We start from the raw sequence: 19,956 nt of genomic DNA on the forward strand, positions 1-19,956 counted from the left end.
AAAGCCTGCCGGCTACAAGGAACAAAGGAAGACAGTATGAGCAGTTCGCGTATTCAACATCACGTTTCCGGGCGCCTGTCGCTGCGCCCGCCGCAGGCCGAGTCGCTGAGCAAGCTGGTGCAGGCGTTGGGCTCTGCGCCGGAGATGCTGGAACATCAGCAGAGCGTGCGGGCGATCCTCGATACCCTGAAGGCACAGTTCCCGACCCTGGAGGACTTCGAGCGCGACTTCCCGTCACTGTGCTTCTCGCTGGCCACCGGTGTGGGTAAGACCCGGCTGATGGGCGCCTTCATTGCTTATCTGCACCTTGAGCACCAGATCAACAACTTCTTCGTGCTCGCGCCGAACCTGACCATCTACAACAAGCTGATCAACGACTTCACCCCGAACACGCCCAAGTACGTATTCAAGGGCATCGGCGAGTTCTCGATCAATGTGCCGCGGGTCATCACTGGCGACAATTACGACCAGCAGAACATCCTCGGTGGTGAGTTGTTCGGCGAGGTTCGCATTAATATCTTCAACATCGCCAAGATCAGCTCTGAGGTGCGCGGAGGTAAGGAGCCGCGGATCAAACGGATGCGCGAGGTGCTGGGTGATAGCTACTTCAACCATCTGTCCGACCTGGAGGATCTGGTGCTGCTGATGGATGAGTCGCACCGCTACCGCGCCCAGGCCGGGATGCGGGCGATAAACGAGCTCAAGCCGCTGTTCGGCCTGGAAGTGACCGCTACTCCCTTCACGGAGTCGAGCAAGGGGCCGGTGCCGTTCAAGAACGTCGTGATGGACTACCCGCTGGCTCGTGCCATCGAAGACGGCTTCGTCAAGGAACCGGCCGTGGTCACTCAACGCGATTTCAACGCCAGGCAGCATACGCCGGAAGAAGTGGAGCGGGTCAAGCTGGAGGACGGCGTGCGCCTGCACGAGGCGACCAAGGCCGAGCTGCTGACCTACGCCCGCGAAAACGACGCCAGGGTGGTGAAGCCCTTCATGCTGGTGATCGCTCGCGACACCGCCCATGCCGGACAACTGCTGGCGTTGTTGGAATCGGATGTCTTCTTCGAGGGGCGCTATCGCGGCAAGGCCATCCAGGTCGACTCCAGCAAGAGCGGTAAGGATGAAGAGGAAATGATCACCCGCCTGCTGGCCGTGGAGAGCGTGGATGAGCCGACCGAAATCGTCATCCACGTCAATATGCTCAAGGAGGGCTGGGACGTTACCAACCTGTACACCATCGTTCCGCTGCGGGCCGCCAATGCACGCACGCTGATCGAGCAGTCAATCGGCCGCGGCCTGCGCCTGCCCTATGGCAAACGCACCGGAGTGGAGGCCGTGGATCGCCTGAACATCGTCGCTCACGACAAGTTCCAGGAAATTATCGACGAGGCCAACCGCGGCGATTCGCCAATCCGCCTCAAGCAGGTAATTCTCGATGCGCCCAAGGCGGACGATAACAAGACCAGCGTGCAGGTGCAGTCCGGTGCGCATGCGATGCTCGGCCTGAGCGAAGGCACAGCGCAGCCGGCTGCTGAGCAAGAGAGCGAGTCTGGCGAGGCAAGCAGTACAGGCGCGAACGCCGAAACACTAAAGCCTTCGCCGATTTTCACCACTGATGCAGAGAGGCAGGCCGCCCGTGTGGTGATGGAGGTCATCGGCCAGTACGAAACTCGCCGTGATCTGGTGCCAAGCAGCAAGGATTTGCTTAAGAAGGAGGTGCAGGAGCAGATCAAGGCCGAAGTCGCCGAGCGCCTTAAGCCCCAGCAGGGCTCGTTGTTGGAAGGACAGGACGCGACTGCACCTGAGCTGAATCTGGATGAGGTGGTGGCCAAAACCGCCGAAGTGGTGGTGCAGAAGACCATCGATATTCCGCGCATCACGGTGGTGCCGACCGGCGAGGTAACCTCGGGTTACCATCCGTTCACGCTGGGCGATCTGCCCAACTACCAGCGGGGCCAGCGCGAGCTCCTTGTGCAGGAGCTGCGCACCAGCAAGCAGTCCACGTTGAGCCGCGAAAGCGGTATCCGCGAAAAGCGCCTGGAGGACTATATCGTCAAGAAGCTGATCGACTTTGATGACGTGGATTATTTCACTCAGGCCGAGCTGCTCTACAACCTGGCCGAGCAGGCGGTGGCCCACTACCAGAAGCAGAACTATGCCGAAAGCGAGCTGCACGAGATCCTCGATACTCACGGTGCAGATCTGGCCCGCCTGATCCATGCAGAAATGCACAAGCACTTCTGGGAAGAGGCCAGCGGCTACGAGGTCAAGGTCAGCCGCGGCTTCACCGGGCTCAAGCCCTGCAACTACACGGTAGCGGCTAACCAACCGGTACACCGCGTGCGCGAAACAGTCACCGAGACTAGCCGGATCAAGCAGATGCTGTTCGGCGGCTTCACCCGCTGCCTGTACCCGCTGCAGAAGTTCGATTCGGACACCGAGCGGCGTTTTGCCGTGATCCTTGAGCGTGAAGCCCTGAAGTGGCTTAAGCCGGCTAAGGGGCAGTTCCAGATATTCTACAAGCTCGGTGCTGAGCAGCCGGAGTATGTGCCGGACTTCGTAGTGGAGACGGACAGCTGTATTTTCCTCGCCGAAACCAAGGCTGCCAGCGACCTGGAGACCCAGGAAGTGCAGGCCAAGGCTGCCGCTGCTGCACAGTGGGCCAAGCATGCCTCCGACTACGCAAAGAGCGTCGGCGGCAAGCCCTGGAAGTATCTGCTGATCCCGCACAGCGAAGTAACCGAGGCGAAGCGATTGATGGACTATCTGAGGTTTGAGGTAAAGGCAGTTGTATCGGTGGTGAGCTGAAAGGTGTAGGGCTGAGCAATAGGCCCGAATGACTCAGTGCTCCAGGTGCTTTCTGTGTCTGGAGCAAAGGGTTTTCTGTTCGCGGAGCGGACTTTGAAGATGAGGTCCGGCCGCAAAGGCATATCCGAGGGAACGAAGTGAAAGCGACCGAAGCCAATCTGCTCAAGTTTCTCCGCAAGTCACCGCAGTTTGTCATCCCGATTTACCAGCGCAACTACTCCTGGACAGAAGAACAGTGCCGTCAGCTGTGGTCGGACATCCATCGTGCCGGGCGTGAGAAGTCCGTCAATGCCCATTTCATCGGTTCCATCGTGTACATCGAGCGCGCCCTGTCGTCGGTCACCAGTCCGGAAGCATTGTTGGTCATCGATGGGCAGCAGCGCCTGACAACCTGTACTCTGCTGATCGCTGCATTATCCAGTCATATCGAGAGTCTTCCTGATGATCAGTTGGCGGCGCTTGATGAGCTGCTGGAGACGTTCTCGGCCAGGAAGCTGCGCAATTACTATCTGCTCAACCCCGATGAGGACGGCGACCGTCACTTCAAGCTGATTCTTTCGGAAACCGACAAGGAATCGCTGCTGGCAATCCTCAAGCAAGCGCCGATGCCTGCCGAGCGCAGCACCCGCATTCAGGAGAACTTTCAGCTTTTCCAGTCCCTGCTGAGACAGAATAGTTCCGAACTGGTTGCGATCTGTGAAGGGCTCGCGAAGCTGGTCATCGTCGATGTCTCCCTTGATCGTGGTCAGGATAATCCGCAGCTGATTTTCGAAAGCATGAACTCCACCGGCCTGGAGCTCAGTCAGGCCGACCTGATTCGCAACTACATCCTAATGGGGCTGGAGCCTGCGCTGCAGACGGAGTTGTATAAAAGTTATTGGCGCCCCATGGAAAAAGCCTTCGGCCAGGCGGCTTATACCCAGCACTTTGATGCCTTTATGCGGCATTACCTGACGACCAAGATGGGCGATATTCCGAATGTCCGCGAGGTCTATGTCGCATTCAAGAACTACGCCCGCAACCTGAAAGACGATGTTTCTTCGCTGGTTGCTGATATTCATGCCTATGCAACCTATTACTGCGCTATTGCGCTTGGTGCGGAAAGCCACTCGCAGCTCAAGCAGGCTCTCCATGATCTTCGTGAACTGAAGGTCGATGTTTCATACCCGTTCCTGCTGGATGCTTACCATGATTACAAGACAAACACCCTGAGTGCCGATGAGTTGTGCCAGGTCATACGCTTGGTGGAAGGCTATGTATTTCGCCGAGCAGTCTGTGCCATCCCGACAAACTCTCTGAACAAGACATTCGCAGGTCTCTCGCGCACCCTGAAGAAAGACCGCTATCTGGAAAGTGTGCAGGCCAGCTTCATGCTGCTGCCTTCGTACCGCCGCTTCCCCAGTGATGAAGAGTTTCAGCGCGAGCTCAAGCAGCGAGACCTCTACAACTTCCGTAGCCGCAGTTACTGGTTGCGTCGTCTTGAAAATCATGGAAGAAAAGAGCGTGTCGCCGTTGAAGACTACACCATCGAGCACATTCTTCCGCAGAATCCCGAGCTTTCTCCGACCTGGAAGGCTGAACTTGGCGAGGATTGGAAGGTTGTCCAGGAGAGATGGCTGCATACTCTTGGTAATCTGACCTTAACGGGTTACAACAGTGAGTACCGCGATCATCCGTTTGCGTTCAAACGCGACCAAGTTACCGACCGGGATGGACACCCCATAGGGTTCGCATACAGCCCGCTCAGGCTGAATCAGGGGCTTGGCAATGTGGGTAAATGGGACGAGGCGGCAATCAGGTACCGGGCAGAGCGTCTGGCCAAGGATGCTGAGAGGGTCTGGGATGCTCCACGGCTGGCTGCGGACATTCTCGATGCATATCGCCTATCGAGTCAGCCGACTAGCAGCCAGTACAGCATTGATGATCACTCGCATTTGTCATCCGGCCCCGTGCGTGATCTTTTCGAAAGCCTTCGTGCTGCGGTTTTGGAGCTTGACCCATGCGTCAAGGAGGACGTGCTCAAGCTGTATATTGCATACAAGGCAGAAACCAATTTTGTCGATATGGTGCCACAAGCCAAGCGACTGCGACTGTCGCTCAACATGCCATTCCATGAGATTGATGATCCTAAGGGGCTGTGCCGAGATGTCACGAACCTCGGACGTTGGGGGAATGGTGACGTTGAAGTCGTCTTCACTAGCCACGATGAACTGCCCTATGTGATGGGTTTGATCCGCCAGTCGTTTGATCGGCAGATGGGAGATATCTAGTGTCCGAGAGCAGTGCCTGCGGTTCACGCAGGCACTGCTCGTAGGAAAACTGCTCACCTACACCGACCTGCTTAATGAATCGTGGAGGAGCCAGTATCGACAGCCGTTGATCTGTCCAAGTAGGGATATACTAATCGGCACCAACCAGATCCAAAGGGCGTACCTTCAACCGGTCGATCAAGAGCGTCGGCCAGCTGTCGGGGCCTGGAGCCTGTTCATAATTTCGATATCAGCTGCCGATCCGGCTTTCTCGGCTGATGTGTAGTCACTTCAGAACAAAAAATAAATGATTTCCCGTCCTGAAGATTGCTCCTGGTATTCCCAGGAGCAACCTTTTATGCGGAGTCGGCTAGAGATAACCTCGTTCTGCCAACGACACGCAGCCTTCATGGCCAACCACCACATGATCCAATATGCGGGTGCCGACCATGTTCAAAGCGTTCTTAAGGGTAGTGGTCAAGGTACGATCGGCTTGGCTGGGCTCTGGATCGCCGGAGGGATGATTGTGAACCATGATGACGGTTGCAGCGTTATGCTCCAAGGCGATCTTCACCACTTCTCGCGGGTACACACTAGCCCCATCCAGCGTGCCTCTGAACAGTTCTCTAAAGCCTATAACCCTGTGTTTGGAATCGAGCAGCAGCAGAGCAAAGACTTCGTACTCGTGGTACTGCAGCAGTGTTTGCAGGTGGCTGAAGACCTGCTTGGGTTCAGTCAAGGCCCGGCCTTTAGACAAACGACTCATGGCCAGTTGTTGTGCCATCCGCAGGATGTCGGCCTCGGTGACGGGTGATTCCATGACGTAGGTGCCACTCGCCTCACCGGCTTTGAGCTTGTGATATTTCATGATGCTATTCCTGTAAGAATGGGGAAGGCTGGGGAGGTTGAGCAGAGCGTTACTGAACGGAAGGCCTAGTGCTGTGCTCGATAGCCTGAGCCTCCAGCTTCTGAGTCAGTGAGGGCTTTGACGGCGCTGCCGGTTGGGCCTCTGCGTTGCTGGGTGGGGTTTCAGCAGCGGGAAAGAACTCCTCGACAATGGAGCCAGAGTCCTCCTCGCTATCTTCAAAAGCGCCATTGCTAAAACCTTGTCGGGCTGCGTGATCCAAGGCGCTCTGGTCGAAGCCCGAGGCTTGCCGGGTTTCCTCCAGTTGCTTGGCGGCGAGCAAGGCTTCTTCTAGGGGCAGTCCACTGCGCACCGTGATATCGACGTAGAATATCGGCGTGCCGTGGCTCTGACGGGTGGATTTGCCACGCAGGCGTAGCTCCAATGGCAGGCAGGCCAGGCGATTGCCAGAGATGGCTTGCAGGTAATGCAGGCGCGCTGCCAAGGTGCGGATGCTGTTGAATCCAGTGGTCCGGAAGACAAAACTGCCCAGTGGGTCGTCATCGCCAATCACCACGTTCAGCCGACCGTAAGGCTTACAGGCATTGCCTTGGGCCATTGGGCAGCCATCGGGTGAAGGGCAGGGCAGCGACTGGATGCCGTCCTTGGTCAAACGCTTGCACGTTTCACCGTTGCCGACGCATAACGGTCTGCCGGTGGTACGGTCGAACAGGCTGTAGTCCGCGCGAAAGTTGAGGTCCGGTTCGTTGAACAGCAATCGGATCGGAATGCTGCGCAACTTGCCATCCTGGCCATTGCGCAGTTCCTCATTGAGTGGATGCAGTAACCAGCCGTCACGGCTCTGGACTTGCGAGGTGATGGTGAACTGATCATCTTTCTCGGGCAGGCGCTTGCCGTTTTTCTCGACGATCTTACCGATGGAAATGCGCCCGAGTACCGGCGGAGTGATGGCTAAACCTTTGAGCATGGTGGTGCTCCTTGATCTGAAAATAAAAAAGCCACCGGGACGTGAACGGTCCGGGTGGCTAGGGTGAGCAGGTTGTTTCAGGCGAGCAGGAAGCGACGAGTGCCTGCTTTGGCCTTGGGGTAGCGAGCCTGCAGGTAGGGCTTGTCTTTGAGCATCTGTTCGACATCCAGACCAATGCTGTCCTTGGATTTCTTCCAGCTGATGTAGCCCTCAGCAAACTCTGCACGGGTGGCTTCCCCCATGGCCTGCTGCAGAATTTGCTTGAGCTGCGCCTCACGCGTTTCCTGCTGAGCAATGTTCTGACGAACTGACTTGAGCTCCAGGAAGGTGCTGGTCAGCGCCGGGTTCTGGCTGAAGTCCAAGGTCTGTCCGTTATCCTCGGGATAGAGGCAGCGCAATGCCGCTTCCGCAGATGCTGTGCCATCGGCCGGTGGCGGGGTGTCACTGATGACGTAATCCCAGAACAGCCGTTCCAGATCAATCAGCCGAGCAATCAGCGCCTCGTCGCGTGTGATGCGATGGATTTCCAGATGCTGGCCACCGAGCAGCACCGCCACATCAGCGGCCTGCTTGCCTGTGACTGCAAGCTGGTGCATGACTTGCAACTGCACATATTCGGGCACGCCCTCTTTCCAGAGGCGCGCCCCGTTTATGCCGGCAGTTTTGCATTCGAGGATTTGCACCTCTGGAGCACCGATTACCTCGCGGTCGATATTGGCGAGCATCCACGGGAGCGCCGGATCGGGATGCTGTAGTACAGCGTTGATCCGTCGAACCTTGTTCTGGCTGCGTTTGCTGTAGTGCCAGGCCACGATGGGTTCCAGCACATTGCCCCAGTACAGCGGGCTTTCCTCATCGTGAGGATCGGCCTTCGTTAGCCCAGCATCGCGACCGGTCTTCTCTAGCCACAGCTCCAACTGCGACTTGTAGGGGTTCAGACCCACTGCAGCGGCGGCATCCGAACTGCCGATGCCTTGCTTGCGGATCTGCAACCAGTCCTCGCGGGGCAGCTCCTTGGTGTTGACCAGGCGCAGGGCAGGGCGTTTCTTACGGGTGCTACTATTCAATGACGTTGCTTTCATCGTCTTTACCTGTTGGCATAAAAACGCCCGACCAGCACAAGGCTGACCGGGCGCGAGGATTGATGTGAGTGAGGGTTAGGCGGCGAGTTGCAGAGCGGCATCCAGGGCGCGTTGCTTGATCTGCGCCCCCTGACCGAACCATGCCGAGTCCAGGCGGTACTCGTTACTGCGGGCACGGCGCTCGTGGTCGACATACTCGGTCACGGCATTCAGCAGGCCCCAAGCGGTGCCGCGTGCCGACTCTAGCTGACTGCCTCGACCACGCCCTTCGTACAACTCCTGCACCTTGCGCAGGGCTCGCTCATTGGGGAGTTGCTCCGGCAGAGCACCGGTTGGGCTGGTCTCACACATCACGTTCATGAAGAAACCCAGCGCCTCATGCCACTGCACCTTGCGTTCAGCCAAAGCCCTCATGCGATACATAAATTCGTCCCAGCCAGAGACGGCGATGCCCAGTTGCTTCTTCACCGTCTTCGGTTCAAAGCGAGTGTTGTGGGGCACCTTGATGGCGCGGCTGCTGCCGTCCAAGGCGATGGTCAGGGTGTTGTTGCACACCACACGCACGGTGGTTGGCGTTGCTGTGGTAGCCAGGGTGCCGTCACAGGAGGTGGCGAGCAGGAGGTAGCCGTTGACCTGGTCGTTACCCTTGAGCGTTGCGCCTTGCCCGGTGCGCGCCAGCGCCCAGAACTTGCGACCACCCTTGAGCACGCCGGCCGTTTCCAACTCATAGCCGGATACCTCGGTGAGATCGCGGTAGAACTCCAGCACCTCTCTCGGCTGCACGGTGTGGTAACGCTGCGAGACCACCGACAGAGGGGCCTTGGTGTCGGAGCGGTAGAGCACTTTCTGCTCGGGGAAGGAATGGATGGTGCCCAGGTGGCCGATGGCGTCAGACTTAAAATGGACCGGGCTTTCCTGAATCTCCCAGTCCATGCCGGCTTCACGCTGCCAGACCTCAATAGGTTGTTTGCGGGGCAGGTTGTTGCCCAGGCCATGCCAGGGAGTAGCGCCAGCGTAGGCCATGGTTTCAACGAGATGAGCCATGAGAATGATTCCTTGCGGATGAAGGGGAAAGAGCGTCGTTTCATCAACGAGCGACGCCCGTTCAAAAAGGCTTAACGGTTGACGCTGAAGCTGTAACCGCACTCCAGACATTGGTAATTGGCCAGCACCTTGTCGTCGAGCTGCTCGCCCAGCGTGGCCCCGGCAATGCCCCCCGCGGCCCCGCCGAACAGACCACCCAAAATCGCCCCGGCGATGCTGCCAATAGCAATGCCCACCGGCCCACCGACTACACCCAGTACCGCGCCGGCTTCCGCACCTGACAGGGCACCGGCGGCGCCACTGGCTGCACCACCTGCGGCGCCAATCAAACCACCCGTTTGTTTACCGATATTTTTAGTGATGACGCGTCCAGAGTTACAGCTTGGGCAAGGGGTATACATGTGCAAATCCTCTCAAGTGATGAGCGTGCCGAGGTAGAAGCTGGCACGCAAAATCCCCAGCAGCAGTCGATACTGCGGGGCGTTCACAGAGGTGATATAGGTTTGAAATATTTTCGGATCCGATTTTTGATTGATCTATCGCTGTAGAAGTAACCGGATACTGGTCCTGAAGGCTTTGAGAGGGATGAGGAAGGGCGAAAATGACATTCTGAAGAATGTGGAACGCTGGCAGTCCTGAGCGCAAGCTGATCCAGGTGAACCCACAGTACATGGGGCTATGGATCCCTACCGCGACCGGCTGGCAGGTCAAGAGACGCAGACAACGCATCAATCACGTCCCGTATGAAAATCGTCTTGATCTCGCCCATGATGAGACCTTCACCATCGGCACACCCTGTGAGGTGGCAGCATGTCCGTAGCTCGCTTCTGGCGAAGAGCTGACGTTGGGTCAACGTATCGAGACGACTTTTTTGTCTTGATTATCTCTGATAGCTGACACCGACAGGTTGCCTGTAGCAGCTTCCTGAATGTGGTCGCTCCACCACGCCATCATAGGGCGTCTGCGTTCTATGTAATCTGCTCGGTTGTACGCGCTACGTACCTCGTCTTTATCGACGTGAGCAAGCGCAACCTCGATCAATTCAGGATCCCAGCCGTGCTCGTTGAGAATGGTGCTCGCCATAGAGCGCATCCCATGGCTTACCAGGCGTCCTTCGAAACCCATGCGTTTCAGTGCCATGTTGGCGGTTTGGCTGTTGCAGTGGGTACGAGGGTTCCGGTCTGCGGGGAACACATGCTCCCGATGTCCACTGTAGGGCTTGATCGCTTCCAGGAGCGCGAGAGCCTGCTCCGTGAGCGGGACAATGTGCGTGCGGCGCTTCTTCATGCGCTCCGCAGGAATCGTCCAGATCTTCTTCTCTATGTCGATATCTGCCCAGCGGGTGGTTGCTGCCTCGACTGGCCGGGTCATGGTGTGGAGCTGCCACTCGATCAGGCAGCGGGTTGTCCTTTTTATGCTGGCATTGGCTATTGCCACCATGAGTTCTTTCAACTCATCGGGGGGCAGTGCCGCCATGTTTTTCTTTTTCGGTTTCTTGAAGACGGAGCGGATACCGCTGAGCGGGTTCGCGTGAATCAGTCCCGAGTTGACCCCGTAAGTCATGATCTCGTTGAGCCGCTGCGTCAGCCGCTTCACGGTTTCAAGGCTGCCCTTGGTTTCGAGTGGCCGGAGCAGGTTGATGACTTGAGGTGCGCTGATGGCTGAGATCGGTGTGGAGCCCAAGTCCGGGAATACGTGCAACGTTAGCGAGCGCCAGATGTCCTCAGCGTAGGCCGACGTCACAGCATCTTTCTTCAGCTCATACCAGGACGTCGCCACATTCCGGAATGTGTGCTCAGTCGCAGCTTGTTTAGCTTGCAGCACAGCATCCCGTTTCTCTTTAGGGTCGATGCCATGGGCAAGTGCTTCCCTCGCTTCAATGGAACCCTTGCGTGCTTGCGCTAACGAGACTTCAGGGAAGGTTCCCAGTCCCATGTTGATCCGCTTCTTCGTCACAGGGTGTCGATAGTTGAAGTTCCACAGCTTGGAGCCATTGCTTCTCACTCGCATTTGAAGCCCGCCGCCATCAAATAGAACATAGTCCTTTTCAGCAGGCTTGGCAGATTTGATTTTGAGTTCAGTGAGGCGGGTAGCTTGTGCGCACATTGGCATTCCAGAATTGATTTTGGCATTCCAAAAATTAGCACCTACGGGCTTGGAATGCCATTTGGAATGCCAAAAGGCGTGGCTGCTCATGGACGTCTGTGGACGCTGATAGCGCTGAAAGCCCCGTATTTACTGGGTTACAGGCACAAAAAAAGACGTCCGTGGACGTCTTTAGATGATTATTTGGTGGAGCCGGGGGGATTTGAACCCCCGTCCGCCAGTACTCCGCTGTCGGTACTACATGCTTAGCCGTGTCTACTGATTTAATCCGCAGCCGCCCGACGGGCAGGGTGCTTTGGATGAGTTGTGTAAGTTTTAGTCACTTCGCCCACAACGTGCTACGCGACGATCCTGTTCTGTATGACAATCAGTTCGGGTTTACAGGCATCCCCTAGTGATTGCTGGAGCCGAAGCTACCAGAAGCAACGGGTCAAGAGGACCGCTTAAGCGGCCAGCTTGAACTCCGCGCCGTAGTTTTCGTCATTGGCAACTATAAAAGTTGCAACAGTGGATTTACGAGTTCTGTTACCAACTCGGCATGCACCTAGAGTTTCGCTACCGGCGTCGAATCCTAATCGGCCCCACACTAGCGTTACGCTAACGCACCTTTACAGCGCGTGGGGTGGAGTATACGCCATTGCGCGGGCGACGTCGACAGCCGGTCCTGTCGCCCGCCTTCGGGCTTACGCACCGCCGCTGCCGGTGCCGCTGCCTTTCTCGGTTTTTTCCAGGCGCTCCAGCACTTTGCTGGTGATGGCAATGCATTCCTTGGTGTCGCCCGAGGCCTGGGCGGCCTTGGCTTTGTCGACGTGCTCGGTGATGGCTTTGTCCAGGCCCTCGGAGGTGGCGCCGGCAGTGGCCATGCTGTCGTCGATCTTTTGCAGGTTGGTGGTGCAAAGGTCTTCGGCGGCGAACACCGGCGAAGCCAGCAGGGTGGCGGCCGCGAACAGGGCCGAAAGCGCGGTACCTTTCATGGGTGTCTCCTCTGGGGCCTCTGGAAGGTGGGCCTGTAAGGTGGACTGTGGGGGATTGGCGGGGGTTCAATCGGGATGGTGGCGGGGCGATATGAGAGGGGGGGGATGGCACTGGCTTTGCCGGTGTTCGCGGCTGAAGCCGCTCCCACTGGACCGTGCTTGGCCCGGGCTTGCGCTGTACCTGTGTAGGAGCGGCCTTGTGTCGCGATCGGGCTGCGAAGCAGCCCCAGGATGTCAGCGTGGGTGCATAAATCGTGGGGCCGCTTTGCGGCCCGATCGCGACACAAGGCCGCTCCTACAAAGGTGAAGGTGCCAGCCTTCAGATGCTGCGGGGGCGGGTGACGCGGTCTACCAGGTAGACCAGGCCGTGGTAGTCGATGCCGCTGTGGCTCGACAGGCCAATCTCGCAGGTGCGGCTGGTGGAGATGCCTTCGCTGCAATACTGCACGGCATCTTTCAGGCTGCGCAGCGAATGGGCGTTCAGCTCGGGGGTGGTGAAGCCTTTGTCGCCGGCAAAGCCGCAGCAATGAATGCCTTCGGGGATGACCACCTGTTTGCTGCAACGCCGCGCCAGGTCGATCAGCGCCTGGCTTTCACCCAGATGCTGGGTGCTGCAGGTCACGTGCACGGCTACGGGTTCGTCCTGGGGGGTGAATTCCAGGCGGTCGAGCAGGTGGGTGCGAATGAAGCGCACCGGGTCGTACAGGTCCAGCCGGGTGTCGCCCAGGTCTTGCACCAGGCGCAGGGTGCAGGGGCTGGTGTCGCAGTAGATCGGATCGAGGCCGCCACGGCTGGCGTGCAACAGGGCGTTGATCAGTTCCTGGCGCTTGTGTTCGGCCTGCTCGGGGTAGCCCTTGGAGGCGAACGGCTGGCCGCAGCACAAGCCGTCGGCGTTGTCGGGGAACACCACTTGGTAGCCGGCCTTTTCCAGCAGGGCGCGGGTTTTGTCCAGCAGCGAGCTTTGTTCGCGGTCGGCGTAGGCCGGGCCCATCACCCGTGAAACGCAGGCCGCCAGGTACACCACGCGGGGGCGGGCATCGTTGCTGGCCGGGCCGAAGCTGATCGGGCGCAGGGGTTGCGGCATGGCCGGGGTCCACTGTGGCAGGCGGCCTTTGCTGGCTTTGCTCAGCGAGGCGCTCAAGCGGCCCAGGCGCGGGGCACCCAGCAGCTTGCGGGCGGTGTTGGCGGCAGTGAGTGTCAGGCGCGCACCGCTCAGGGCGGTGTGGAAATGTTCGGCCAGCCAATCGGCGGTTTTTTTGTGGTCGGCGGCCTGGCTACGCAGTTTCTTCACCAGTTCGCCGGTGTTGATGCCGACCGGGCAGCGCTGGGCACATAGGCCAGTGGCGGCGCAGGTGTCGATGCCCTGGTACTGGTAGGTCTGCATCAGTTCGCGGGTGTCGATGCCGGCGCGTTGCTTGGCCTTGATGTCACGCCACATGACGATGCGCTGGCGTGGGCTGAGGGTCAGGCCCTTGGACGGGCACACCGGTTCGCAGAAGCCGCATTCGATGCACTTGTCGACGATTTCGTCGGCGGCAGGCAGTGGCTTGAGGTTTTTCAGGTGGATGTCCGGGTCTTCGCTCAGCACCACGTCGGGGTTGAGAATGCCGTTGGGGTCGAGCAGGCGCTTGAGCTGCCACATCAGCTGGTAGGCGTCATGGCCCCATTCCAGCTCCACGAACGGCGCCATGTTGCGCCCGGTGCCGTGTTCGGCCTTGAGCGAGCCACCGAACTCCACCGCCACCAGTTGCGCCACGTCGTCCATGAACGCCTGGTAACGGGCGACTTCTTCGGCGCTGTTGAAGCCCTGGGTGAAGACGAAGTGCAGGTTGCCTTCCAGTGCATGGCCGAAAATGATCGCTTCGTCATAGCGGTGCTTGTCGAACAGCTGGATCAGGCGGTTGACGCCTTCGGCCAGCTGTTCGACGGGGAAGGTGACGTCTTCGATGATGACTGTGGTGCCGGTCTGACGCACAGCGCCGACAGCGGGGAAGGTGTCCTTGCGGATTTTCCACAGCTGGTTGTACACGGCCGGGTCTTCGCTGAAGTCCACCTGTTGTTCCAGTGGGTAGTCGGCGATCGAGGCCATCACCTGTTGCAGTTGCTCGTGCAGCAGGCTTTGGCTGGCGGCGCGGGACTCGATCAGCAAGGCGCAGGCGTTGTCCGACAGGCCTTTTACCCACAGCGGCATGCCAGGCATGTTCTGCACCGAGCGCAGGCTGCGGCGGTCGAGCAGTTCCACGGCCGAGACTGGCTGGTGCTTGAGCACGGTCACCGCGCGGCAGCAGCTTTCGACGCTGGGGAACACCAGCAGGGCGCTGGCCTTGTGCGGGTGGTCGGGCACAGTGTCGTAGGTGACGGCGCTGATGAAGCCCAGGGTGCCTTCGGAGCCAACCAGCAGGTGTTGCAGGATATCCAGCGGCTGGTCGTAGTCCACCAGTGCGTTCAGTGACAGGCCGGTGGTGTTCTTCAGCCGGTATTTGTGTCGGATGCGTTCGGCCAGCGCTGTGTTGGCGCGGGTTTCGCGGCCCAGGCGGGCCAGCGCCTCCAGCAGCTCGGCGTGGCTGGTTTCGAAGGCGGCCACGCTGGCCGGGTCTTCGCTGTCCAGGCGGGTGCCGTCGGCCAGCACCAGGCGCAGGCCGGCCAGGGTGTGGTAGGTGTTCTGCGCGGTGCCGCAGCACATGCCACTGGCGTTGTTGGCGACGATGCCGCCGATCTTGCAGGCGTTGATCGAGGCCGGGTCCGGGCCGATCTTGCGGCCGAAGGGGGCCAGCCAGGCGTTGGCCTGGGCGCCGATCACGCCAGGTTGCAGGCGGATCTGCTCGCCTTGGCCGCGGATTTCCTTACCCCCCCAGCTGTCGCCGAGTACGATCAGCACCGAGTCAGTGATGGCCTGGCCGGACAGGCTGGTGCCGGCGGCGCGGAAGGTGACCGGCACCCGCTCGCGCTGGGCCAGTTTGATCAGGCCGACCACTTCGTCCTCGGACTCGACGCGTACCACCAGCTTGGGGATCAACCGGTAGAAGCTGGCGTCGGTGCCGAAGGCCAGGGTGGAAGTGGGGTCGTCGAAGCGGCGTTCGGCGGGTATCAGGCGCTCGGCATCACGCAGGAACGCGGCGGGCAGGCTCATGCAATCTCCTCGCGGGGCTGTGGCGTCTGTGCGCCACATGCCCCGGGTCAATCAGGCGGTCGTTCTTGCAGGCGGTCAGGCGCCCAGTTCGCGTACCAGCGAGTCGCGGGTGATCTCGCTGATCGACTTGGCACCGGTCAGCACCATGGCCACGCGCATTTCTTTCTCGAACAGCTCCAGCAGGTTCTTCACCCCGGCCTGGCCATGCACGGCAAGGGCGTAGAGGAAGGCGCGGCCGATCAAGACGGTGTCGGCGCCCAAGGCGATCATGCGCACCACGTCCAGGCCGCTGCGAATGCCGGAGTCGGCCAGAATCTTGAGGTCGCCCTTGACCGCGTCGGCAATCGCCGGCAGGGCGCGGGCGCTGGACAGCACGCCGTCGAGCTGGCGGCCGCCGTGGTTGGACACCACGATGCCGTCGGCACCGAATTTGACCGCATCGCGGGCGTCGTCGGCATCGAGGATGCCCTTGATGATCATCGGGCCGTCCCAGTACTCACGAATCCATTCCAGGTCTTTCCAGGAAATGGATGGGTCGAAGTTGTTACCCAGCCAGCCGATGTAGTCGGCAAGGCCGGTTGGGTTGCCACGGTATTTGGAAATGTTGCCCAGGTCATGCGGGCGGCCCATCACGCCGACATCCCATGCCCACTCTGGGTGGGTCATGGCTTGCAGCACGCGGCGCAGCGGGCCGTTCTTGCCGCTCATGCCGGAGTGGGCGTCGCGGTAGCGGGCGCCGGGCACTGGCATGTCGACGGTGAATACCAGGGTCTTGACCCCGGCAGCCTTGGCCCGCTCCAGGGCGTTACGCATGAAGCCGCGGTCCTTGAGCACATACAGCTGGAACCACATCGGCCGGTCGATGGCGGGCGCCACTTCTTCGATCGGGCACACCGACACCGTGGACATGGTGAACGGGATGCCATGGGCGGCCGCCGCACGCGCCGCCTGCACTTCGCCACGGCGGGCGTACATGCCGGTGAGGCCGACCGGGGCCAGGGCCACCGGCATGCTCAGGGTTTCGTCGAACAGGCGGGTGGAAAGGCTGAGCTCGGACATGTTGTTCAGCACGCGCTGGCGCAGGGCAATGCTGGCCAGGTCCGAGACGTTGTGGCGCAGGGTGTGCTCGGCGTAGGCGCCGCCATCGGCGTAGTGGAACAGGAAGGGAGGCAGCTTGCGTTGGGCCGCGGCGCGATAGTCGGTAGAGGCAGAAATGATCATGGATTCTCGCAGCGTTGCTTGTGGGGAGTGCCGGGCGCGCGATGGCGCCCGGCCCCTTTCACTTTAGTGATGAACCAGCATGCCGGTCAGCCAGTAAGCCTGGATCAGGGTGATCAGGCCGACGATGGTGGCGAAGAACAGGCTGTGCTTGACGGTGAAGCGGAACAGGTCCGATTCCTTGCCCACCAGGCCGGTGGCGGCGCAGGCCACGGCGATCGATTGCGGCGAGATCATCTTGCCGGTCACGCCGCCGCTGGTGTTGGCCGCTACCAGCAGGGTGTCGTTGACCCCGATCTGGTGCGCGGTGGTGGCCTGCAGCGAGCTGAACAGGGCGTTGGACGAGGTGTCCGAGCCAGTCAGGAACACGCCCAGCCAGCCGAGGAACGGCGAGAAGAACGGGAATGCAGCGCCGGTGCCGGCCAGCACCAGGGCCATGGTCGAGGACATGCCGGAGTAGTTGGTGACGAAGGCGAAGGCCAGCACCATGCCGATCGACAGAATCGGCCAGCGCAGTTCCCAGAAGGTTTCTTTGAAAGTGGTAAGACCAGTTTTGAAGTTGATCTTCAGCACCGCCATGGAGATCAGTGCCGAGAGGAAGATCGCGGTGCCGGTGGCGGAGATCGGGTCGAGCTTGAACACCGCAGGCATGGCGGTCGGCGCAGCAACGATCGGTGCGGTCTTGATCACCAGCTGGTCGAGGTGTGGGATGGCGAAGTTGAACACGAAGTTGTACATCGCGCCGCCTGGGGCGAACGCTGCCTTGAACGGCTTCAGGGTCCAGATGGTGACCAGTACGGTCAGTATCAGGAACGGCGACCAGGCCTTGAAGATCTCGCCAAAGCTGTACGGGCTAGGCTGGCTGCCGCTTGGCTGCACCACGGCGGCGCCGACGCTGCCCTTGGCTTCGCTGAACGAACGCTTGGGCTGCCAGACCTTCAGGAACAGGGTGAGGCAGATCAGGCTGGCCAGTGCCGAGGTGATGTCTGGCAGCTCTGGGCCGATGAAGTTCGAAGTGAAGTACTGGGTGACGGCGAAGCTCAGGCCGGCGACCAGCGCGGCAGGCCAGGTTTCCTTCACGCCGCGCAGGCCGTCCATCATGAACACCAGCCAGAACGGCACGAACAGCGACAGCAGTGGCAGCTGGCGGCCGGTCATGGCGCCGATGTGGAAGGCGTCGATGCCGGTGACCTGGCCGGCCACGATGATCGGGATGCCCAGGGCGCCGAAGGCCACCGGTGCGGTATTGGCGATCAGGCACAGGCCGGCGGCGTACAGCGGGTTGAAGCCCAGGCCCACCAGCAGCGCGGCAGTGATTGCCACGGGTGCGCCGAAGCCTGCAGCGCCTTCCAGGAAGGCACCGAAGCAGAAGCCGATCAGCAGTACTTGCAGGCGCTGGTCGTCGGTAATCGACAGCACCGAGCTGCGGATCACCTCGAACTGGCCGCTCTTGACCGTGAGTTTGTACAGGAACACCGCGGCAACGATGATCCAGGCAATTGGCCAGAGGCCGTAGAGGAAGCCGTAACCCGCGGCGGCGAAGGCCATGTCGACAGGCATCTGGAAGGCGAAGATCGCCACCAGGATCGACAACGCGAGGGTGATGCTGCCCGCTACGTGGCCCTTGAGGCGGAACACGGCGAGGGCCAGGAAGAAGAACACGATGGGGATGACCGCCGCCAGTGCGGACAGGCCAAGACTACCAAGCGGGCTATAGAGTTGTTGCCAGGTTTGCATATGGGGTGGCCCCTAATTGTTGTTGGTCAGCACTGGCATTGGATAATTGGTAAGACCAATTTACAATGGCTGGTCGCTAGGTTAAAAGCGCTGTCGTGGGTGTGTCAATTTGTCCTGCGCAAAACTTTGGTCGCGTGCCGATGAGCGGGCACCTGATGCGTTGGGAAAATCGCGGCTTGATGGGTGTGTGCGCGGCCTGGATCGGCGAGAATAGGCGCCCCTGACATTTGCTGGGGGTTTGTGGAGAGCATGTGATGGTTTTTGATCAGGTCCGCCAACGGCGCCTGTCCGACGACATTGTCGATCGGTTGGAAGGGATGATTCTGGAAGGCACGCTGACCTCGGGGCAGCGGCTGCCGGCCGAGCGCGTCCTTGCCGAGCAATTTGGTGTGTCCCGCCCGTCACTGCGTGAGGCGATCCAGAAGCTGGTGGCCAAAGGGCTGCTGGTCAGCCGTCAGGGCGGGGGCAATTTTGTTGCCGAGTCGCTGGGGTCCACCTTCAGCGACCCATTGCTGCAGTTGCTCGAGCACAGTGCTGAGGCGCAGCGTGACCTGCTCGAATTCCGCCATACCCTGGAGGCGTCCTGTGCCTACTATGCTGCCCAGCGTGCCACCGAGCCTGACCGAGCGCGGTTGAAGGCGGCCTTCGATGTGTTGCAGGACTGCTATGCCAGGGTCGACGAAGTGACTCGGGCGGAGGAGGGCGCGGCGGATGCACGCTTCCACCTGGCGATTGCCGAGGCCAGCCATAACGCAGTGTTGCTGCATACCATTCGGGGGTTGTTCGACCTGCTCAAGCGCAACGTGGTGACTAACATTGGCGGCATGTACCAGCAGCGCACCGAAACCCGGGACATGCTGATCAGTCAGCACCGGGAGCTGTACCTGGCGATTGTCGAGGGCAGGGCGGAGGATGCGCGCGAGGTGTCCAGCCGGCACATTCTGTATGTGCAGGAGGTGCTGCAAGAGGCGCACGAAGAGGCGCAGCGGGTGGCGCGGGCAGAGCGGCGTAGCGGGCGTTGAGATTTGTGGTGGCAGTGCTGGCCTATTCGCGGGTGAACCCGCCCCCACAGGGTTCTCACAGCCTTCAAGGGCAGTGATATACCTGTGGGGGCGAGTTTACCCGCGAAGAGGGCCGAACAGGCGAAAGAAGATCTAGTCTTCCTTGCCCTTGTTCCGCACAGCCCGCTGCAGCTCGCGGTTGGAGTCGCGCTCGCGCATGGTGTCGCGCTTGTCGAACTCCTTCTTGCCCTTGCCCAGTGCGATTTCGCACTTGATCAGGTGCTTGCTCCAGTACAGCGCCAAGGCCACGCAGGTGTAGCCTTTTTGCGCCACGGCCGCTTCCAGGCGCTCAAGCTCGCGCTTGTTCAGCAGCAGCTTGCGGGTGCGGATGGGGTCGGCGATGACGTGGGTGCTGGCGGTGGTCAGCGGGGTGATGTGGCTGCCGAACAGCCAGGCTTCACCGTCCTTGAGCAGCACGTAGCTGTCGGTCAGGTGCGCCTTGCCAGCTCGCAGGCTTTTTACTTCCCAGCCGGACAGGACCAGCCCGGCCTCGAACTTGTGTTCGATGAAGTAATCGTGTCGCGCTTTCTTGTTTTGCGCGATGGTCCCGGTCGGATGTTTTTTTTGCTTAGCCATAGGGGCGGCATTATAGGCAAGTCCGCGCGTCGTCCGCTATGGGATTTCGGTGTGCTTGAGCCACCGGAATGAATACCGGACAATACAACCCCTGTCATACGCACAGAACCTGTTTTCGGCACGCTGCGAAGCGCCGCCACCC

At 60.1% G+C, this 19,956-nt stretch carries 14 protein-coding genes and 1 other RNA gene; 3 read left to right on the forward strand and 12 right to left on the reverse strand.

Annotated features, from left to right (window positions below; all coding sequences use genetic code 11):
• Nucleotides 1-36: 36 nt before the first annotated feature.
• Nucleotides 37-2,805: a DEAD/DEAH box helicase family protein gene (locus tag Q9451_RS05960; RefSeq protein ID WP_181126762.1), complete on the forward strand. Its 2,769-nt coding sequence runs from the start codon at nt 37-39 to the stop codon at nt 2,803-2,805.
• Nucleotides 2,806-2,942: 137 nt separating this feature from the next.
• On the forward strand, nt 2,943-5,075 hold the full coding sequence (locus tag Q9451_RS05965; RefSeq protein ID WP_034100772.1) for a DUF262 domain-containing protein: 2,133 nt from the start codon (nt 2,943-2,945) through the stop codon (nt 5,073-5,075).
• A 349-nt stretch (nt 5,076-5,424) separates the two neighbouring features.
• On the opposite strand, the gene radC is transcribed toward Q9451_RS05965, so the two are convergent.
• The 11 genes from radC to Q9451_RS06020 form a co-directional block, all read right to left on the reverse strand.
• On the reverse strand, nt 5,425-5,922 hold the full coding sequence (radC, locus tag Q9451_RS05970; RefSeq protein WP_034100771.1) for a DNA repair protein RadC: 498 nt from the start codon (nt 5,920-5,922) through the stop codon (nt 5,425-5,427).
• Between the two features lie 49 nt (nt 5,923-5,971).
• Nucleotides 5,972-6,886: a hydrolase or metal-binding protein gene (locus tag Q9451_RS05975; RefSeq protein ID WP_181126761.1), complete on the reverse strand. Its 915-nt coding sequence runs from the start codon at nt 6,884-6,886 to the stop codon at nt 5,972-5,974.
• 77 nt (nt 6,887-6,963) lie between these two features.
• Nucleotides 6,964-7,968, reverse strand: coding sequence for a lambda-exonuclease family protein (locus Q9451_RS05980; protein WP_034100769.1), 1,005 nt, complete (start codon nt 7,966-7,968; stop codon nt 6,964-6,966).
• 75 nt (nt 7,969-8,043) lie between these two features.
• Nucleotides 8,044-9,012 carry a DUF932 domain-containing protein gene (locus Q9451_RS05985; protein WP_103518024.1) on the reverse strand — a complete coding sequence of 323 codons (969 nt, stop codon included), beginning with the start codon at nt 9,010-9,012 and terminating at the stop codon, nt 8,044-8,046.
• Between the two features lie 71 nt (nt 9,013-9,083).
• Nucleotides 9,084-9,413: a hypothetical protein gene (locus Q9451_RS05990; RefSeq protein ID WP_181126907.1), complete on the reverse strand. Its 330-nt coding sequence runs from the start codon at nt 9,411-9,413 to the stop codon at nt 9,084-9,086.
• A gap of 448 nt (nt 9,414-9,861) precedes the next feature.
• Nucleotides 9,862-11,118 carry an integrase domain-containing protein gene (locus tag Q9451_RS05995; RefSeq protein ID WP_103518025.1) on the reverse strand — a complete coding sequence of 419 codons (1,257 nt, stop codon included), beginning with the start codon at nt 11,116-11,118 and terminating at the stop codon, nt 9,862-9,864.
• 184 nt (nt 11,119-11,302) lie between these two features.
• Nucleotides 11,303-11,701: a transfer-messenger RNA gene (ssrA, locus tag Q9451_RS06000) on the reverse strand.
• Between the two features lie 100 nt (nt 11,702-11,801).
• On the reverse strand, nt 11,802-12,092 hold the full coding sequence (locus Q9451_RS06005) for a hypothetical protein (RefSeq protein WP_012274266.1): 291 nt from the start codon (nt 12,090-12,092) through the stop codon (nt 11,802-11,804).
• A 319-nt stretch (nt 12,093-12,411) separates the two neighbouring features.
• Nucleotides 12,412-15,222, reverse strand: coding sequence for an FAD-binding and (Fe-S)-binding domain-containing protein (locus tag Q9451_RS06010; RefSeq protein WP_012274265.1), 2,811 nt, complete (start codon nt 15,220-15,222; stop codon nt 12,412-12,414).
• Between the two features lie 75 nt (nt 15,223-15,297).
• A complete protein-coding gene (gene lldD / locus Q9451_RS06015; RefSeq protein WP_012274264.1) occupies nt 15,298-16,443 on the reverse strand; it encodes an FMN-dependent L-lactate dehydrogenase LldD in 1,146 nt (381 codons plus the stop codon).
• 63 nt (nt 16,444-16,506) lie between these two features.
• Nucleotides 16,507-18,177 carry a lactate permease LctP family transporter gene (locus tag Q9451_RS06020; RefSeq protein ID WP_012274263.1) on the reverse strand — a complete coding sequence of 557 codons (1,671 nt, stop codon included), beginning with the start codon at nt 18,175-18,177 and terminating at the stop codon, nt 16,507-16,509.
• A 254-nt stretch (nt 18,178-18,431) separates the two neighbouring features.
• Here Q9451_RS06020 and Q9451_RS06025 point away from each other — a divergent pair, with 254 nt between their 5' ends.
• Complete coding sequence (locus Q9451_RS06025; protein ID WP_012274262.1) at nt 18,432-19,199, forward strand: FCD domain-containing protein; 768 nt, start codon at nt 18,432-18,434, stop codon at nt 19,197-19,199.
• Between the two features lie 132 nt (nt 19,200-19,331).
• Here the strand turns inward: Q9451_RS06025 and smpB are convergent, their stop codons facing one another.
• Entirely contained in the window at nt 19,332-19,814 is a 483-nt protein-coding gene (gene smpB / locus Q9451_RS06030; protein ID WP_012274261.1) for an SsrA-binding protein SmpB, read from the reverse strand.
• Between the last annotated feature and the right edge of the window lie 142 nt (nt 19,815-19,956).

The sequence above is a fragment of the Pseudomonas sp. NY8896 genome (assembly GCF_039634505.1).

Coding starts and splice junctions, on each gene's coding strand:
- Q9451_RS06010 (WP_012274265.1), bottom strand. CDS start 15,222: ATGAGCCTGCCCGCCGCGTTCCTGCGTGATGCCGAGCGCCTGATACCC.
- Q9451_RS05980 (WP_034100769.1), bottom strand. CDS start 7,968: ATGAAAGCAACGTCATTGAATAGTAGCACCCGTAAGAAACGCCCTGCC.
- lldD (WP_012274264.1), bottom strand. CDS start 16,443: ATGATCATTTCTGCCTCTACCGACTATCGCGCCGCGGCCCAACGCAAG.
- Q9451_RS06025 (WP_012274262.1), top strand. CDS start 18,432: ATGGTTTTTGATCAGGTCCGCCAACGGCGCCTGTCCGACGACATTGTC.
- Q9451_RS05975 (WP_181126761.1), bottom strand. CDS start 6,886: ATGCTCAAAGGTTTAGCCATCACTCCGCCGGTACTCGGGCGCATTTCC.
- radC (WP_034100771.1), bottom strand. CDS start 5,922: ATGAAATATCACAAGCTCAAAGCCGGTGAGGCGAGTGGCACCTACGTC.
- Q9451_RS06005 (WP_012274266.1), bottom strand. CDS start 12,092: ATGAAAGGTACCGCGCTTTCGGCCCTGTTCGCGGCCGCCACCCTGCTG.
- Q9451_RS05995 (WP_103518025.1), bottom strand. CDS start 11,118: ATGTGCGCACAAGCTACCCGCCTCACTGAACTCAAAATCAAATCTGCC.
- Q9451_RS05985 (WP_103518024.1), bottom strand. CDS start 9,012: ATGGCTCATCTCGTTGAAACCATGGCCTACGCTGGCGCTACTCCCTGG.
- smpB (WP_012274261.1), bottom strand. CDS start 19,814: ATGGCTAAGCAAAAAAAACATCCGACCGGGACCATCGCGCAAAACAAG.
- Q9451_RS05990 (WP_181126907.1), bottom strand. CDS start 9,413: ATGTATACCCCTTGCCCAAGCTGTAACTCTGGACGCGTCATCACTAAA.
- Q9451_RS05960 (WP_181126762.1), top strand. CDS start 37: ATGAGCAGTTCGCGTATTCAACATCACGTTTCCGGGCGCCTGTCGCTG.
- Q9451_RS06020 (WP_012274263.1), bottom strand. CDS start 18,177: ATGCAAACCTGGCAACAACTCTATAGCCCGCTTGGTAGTCTTGGCCTG.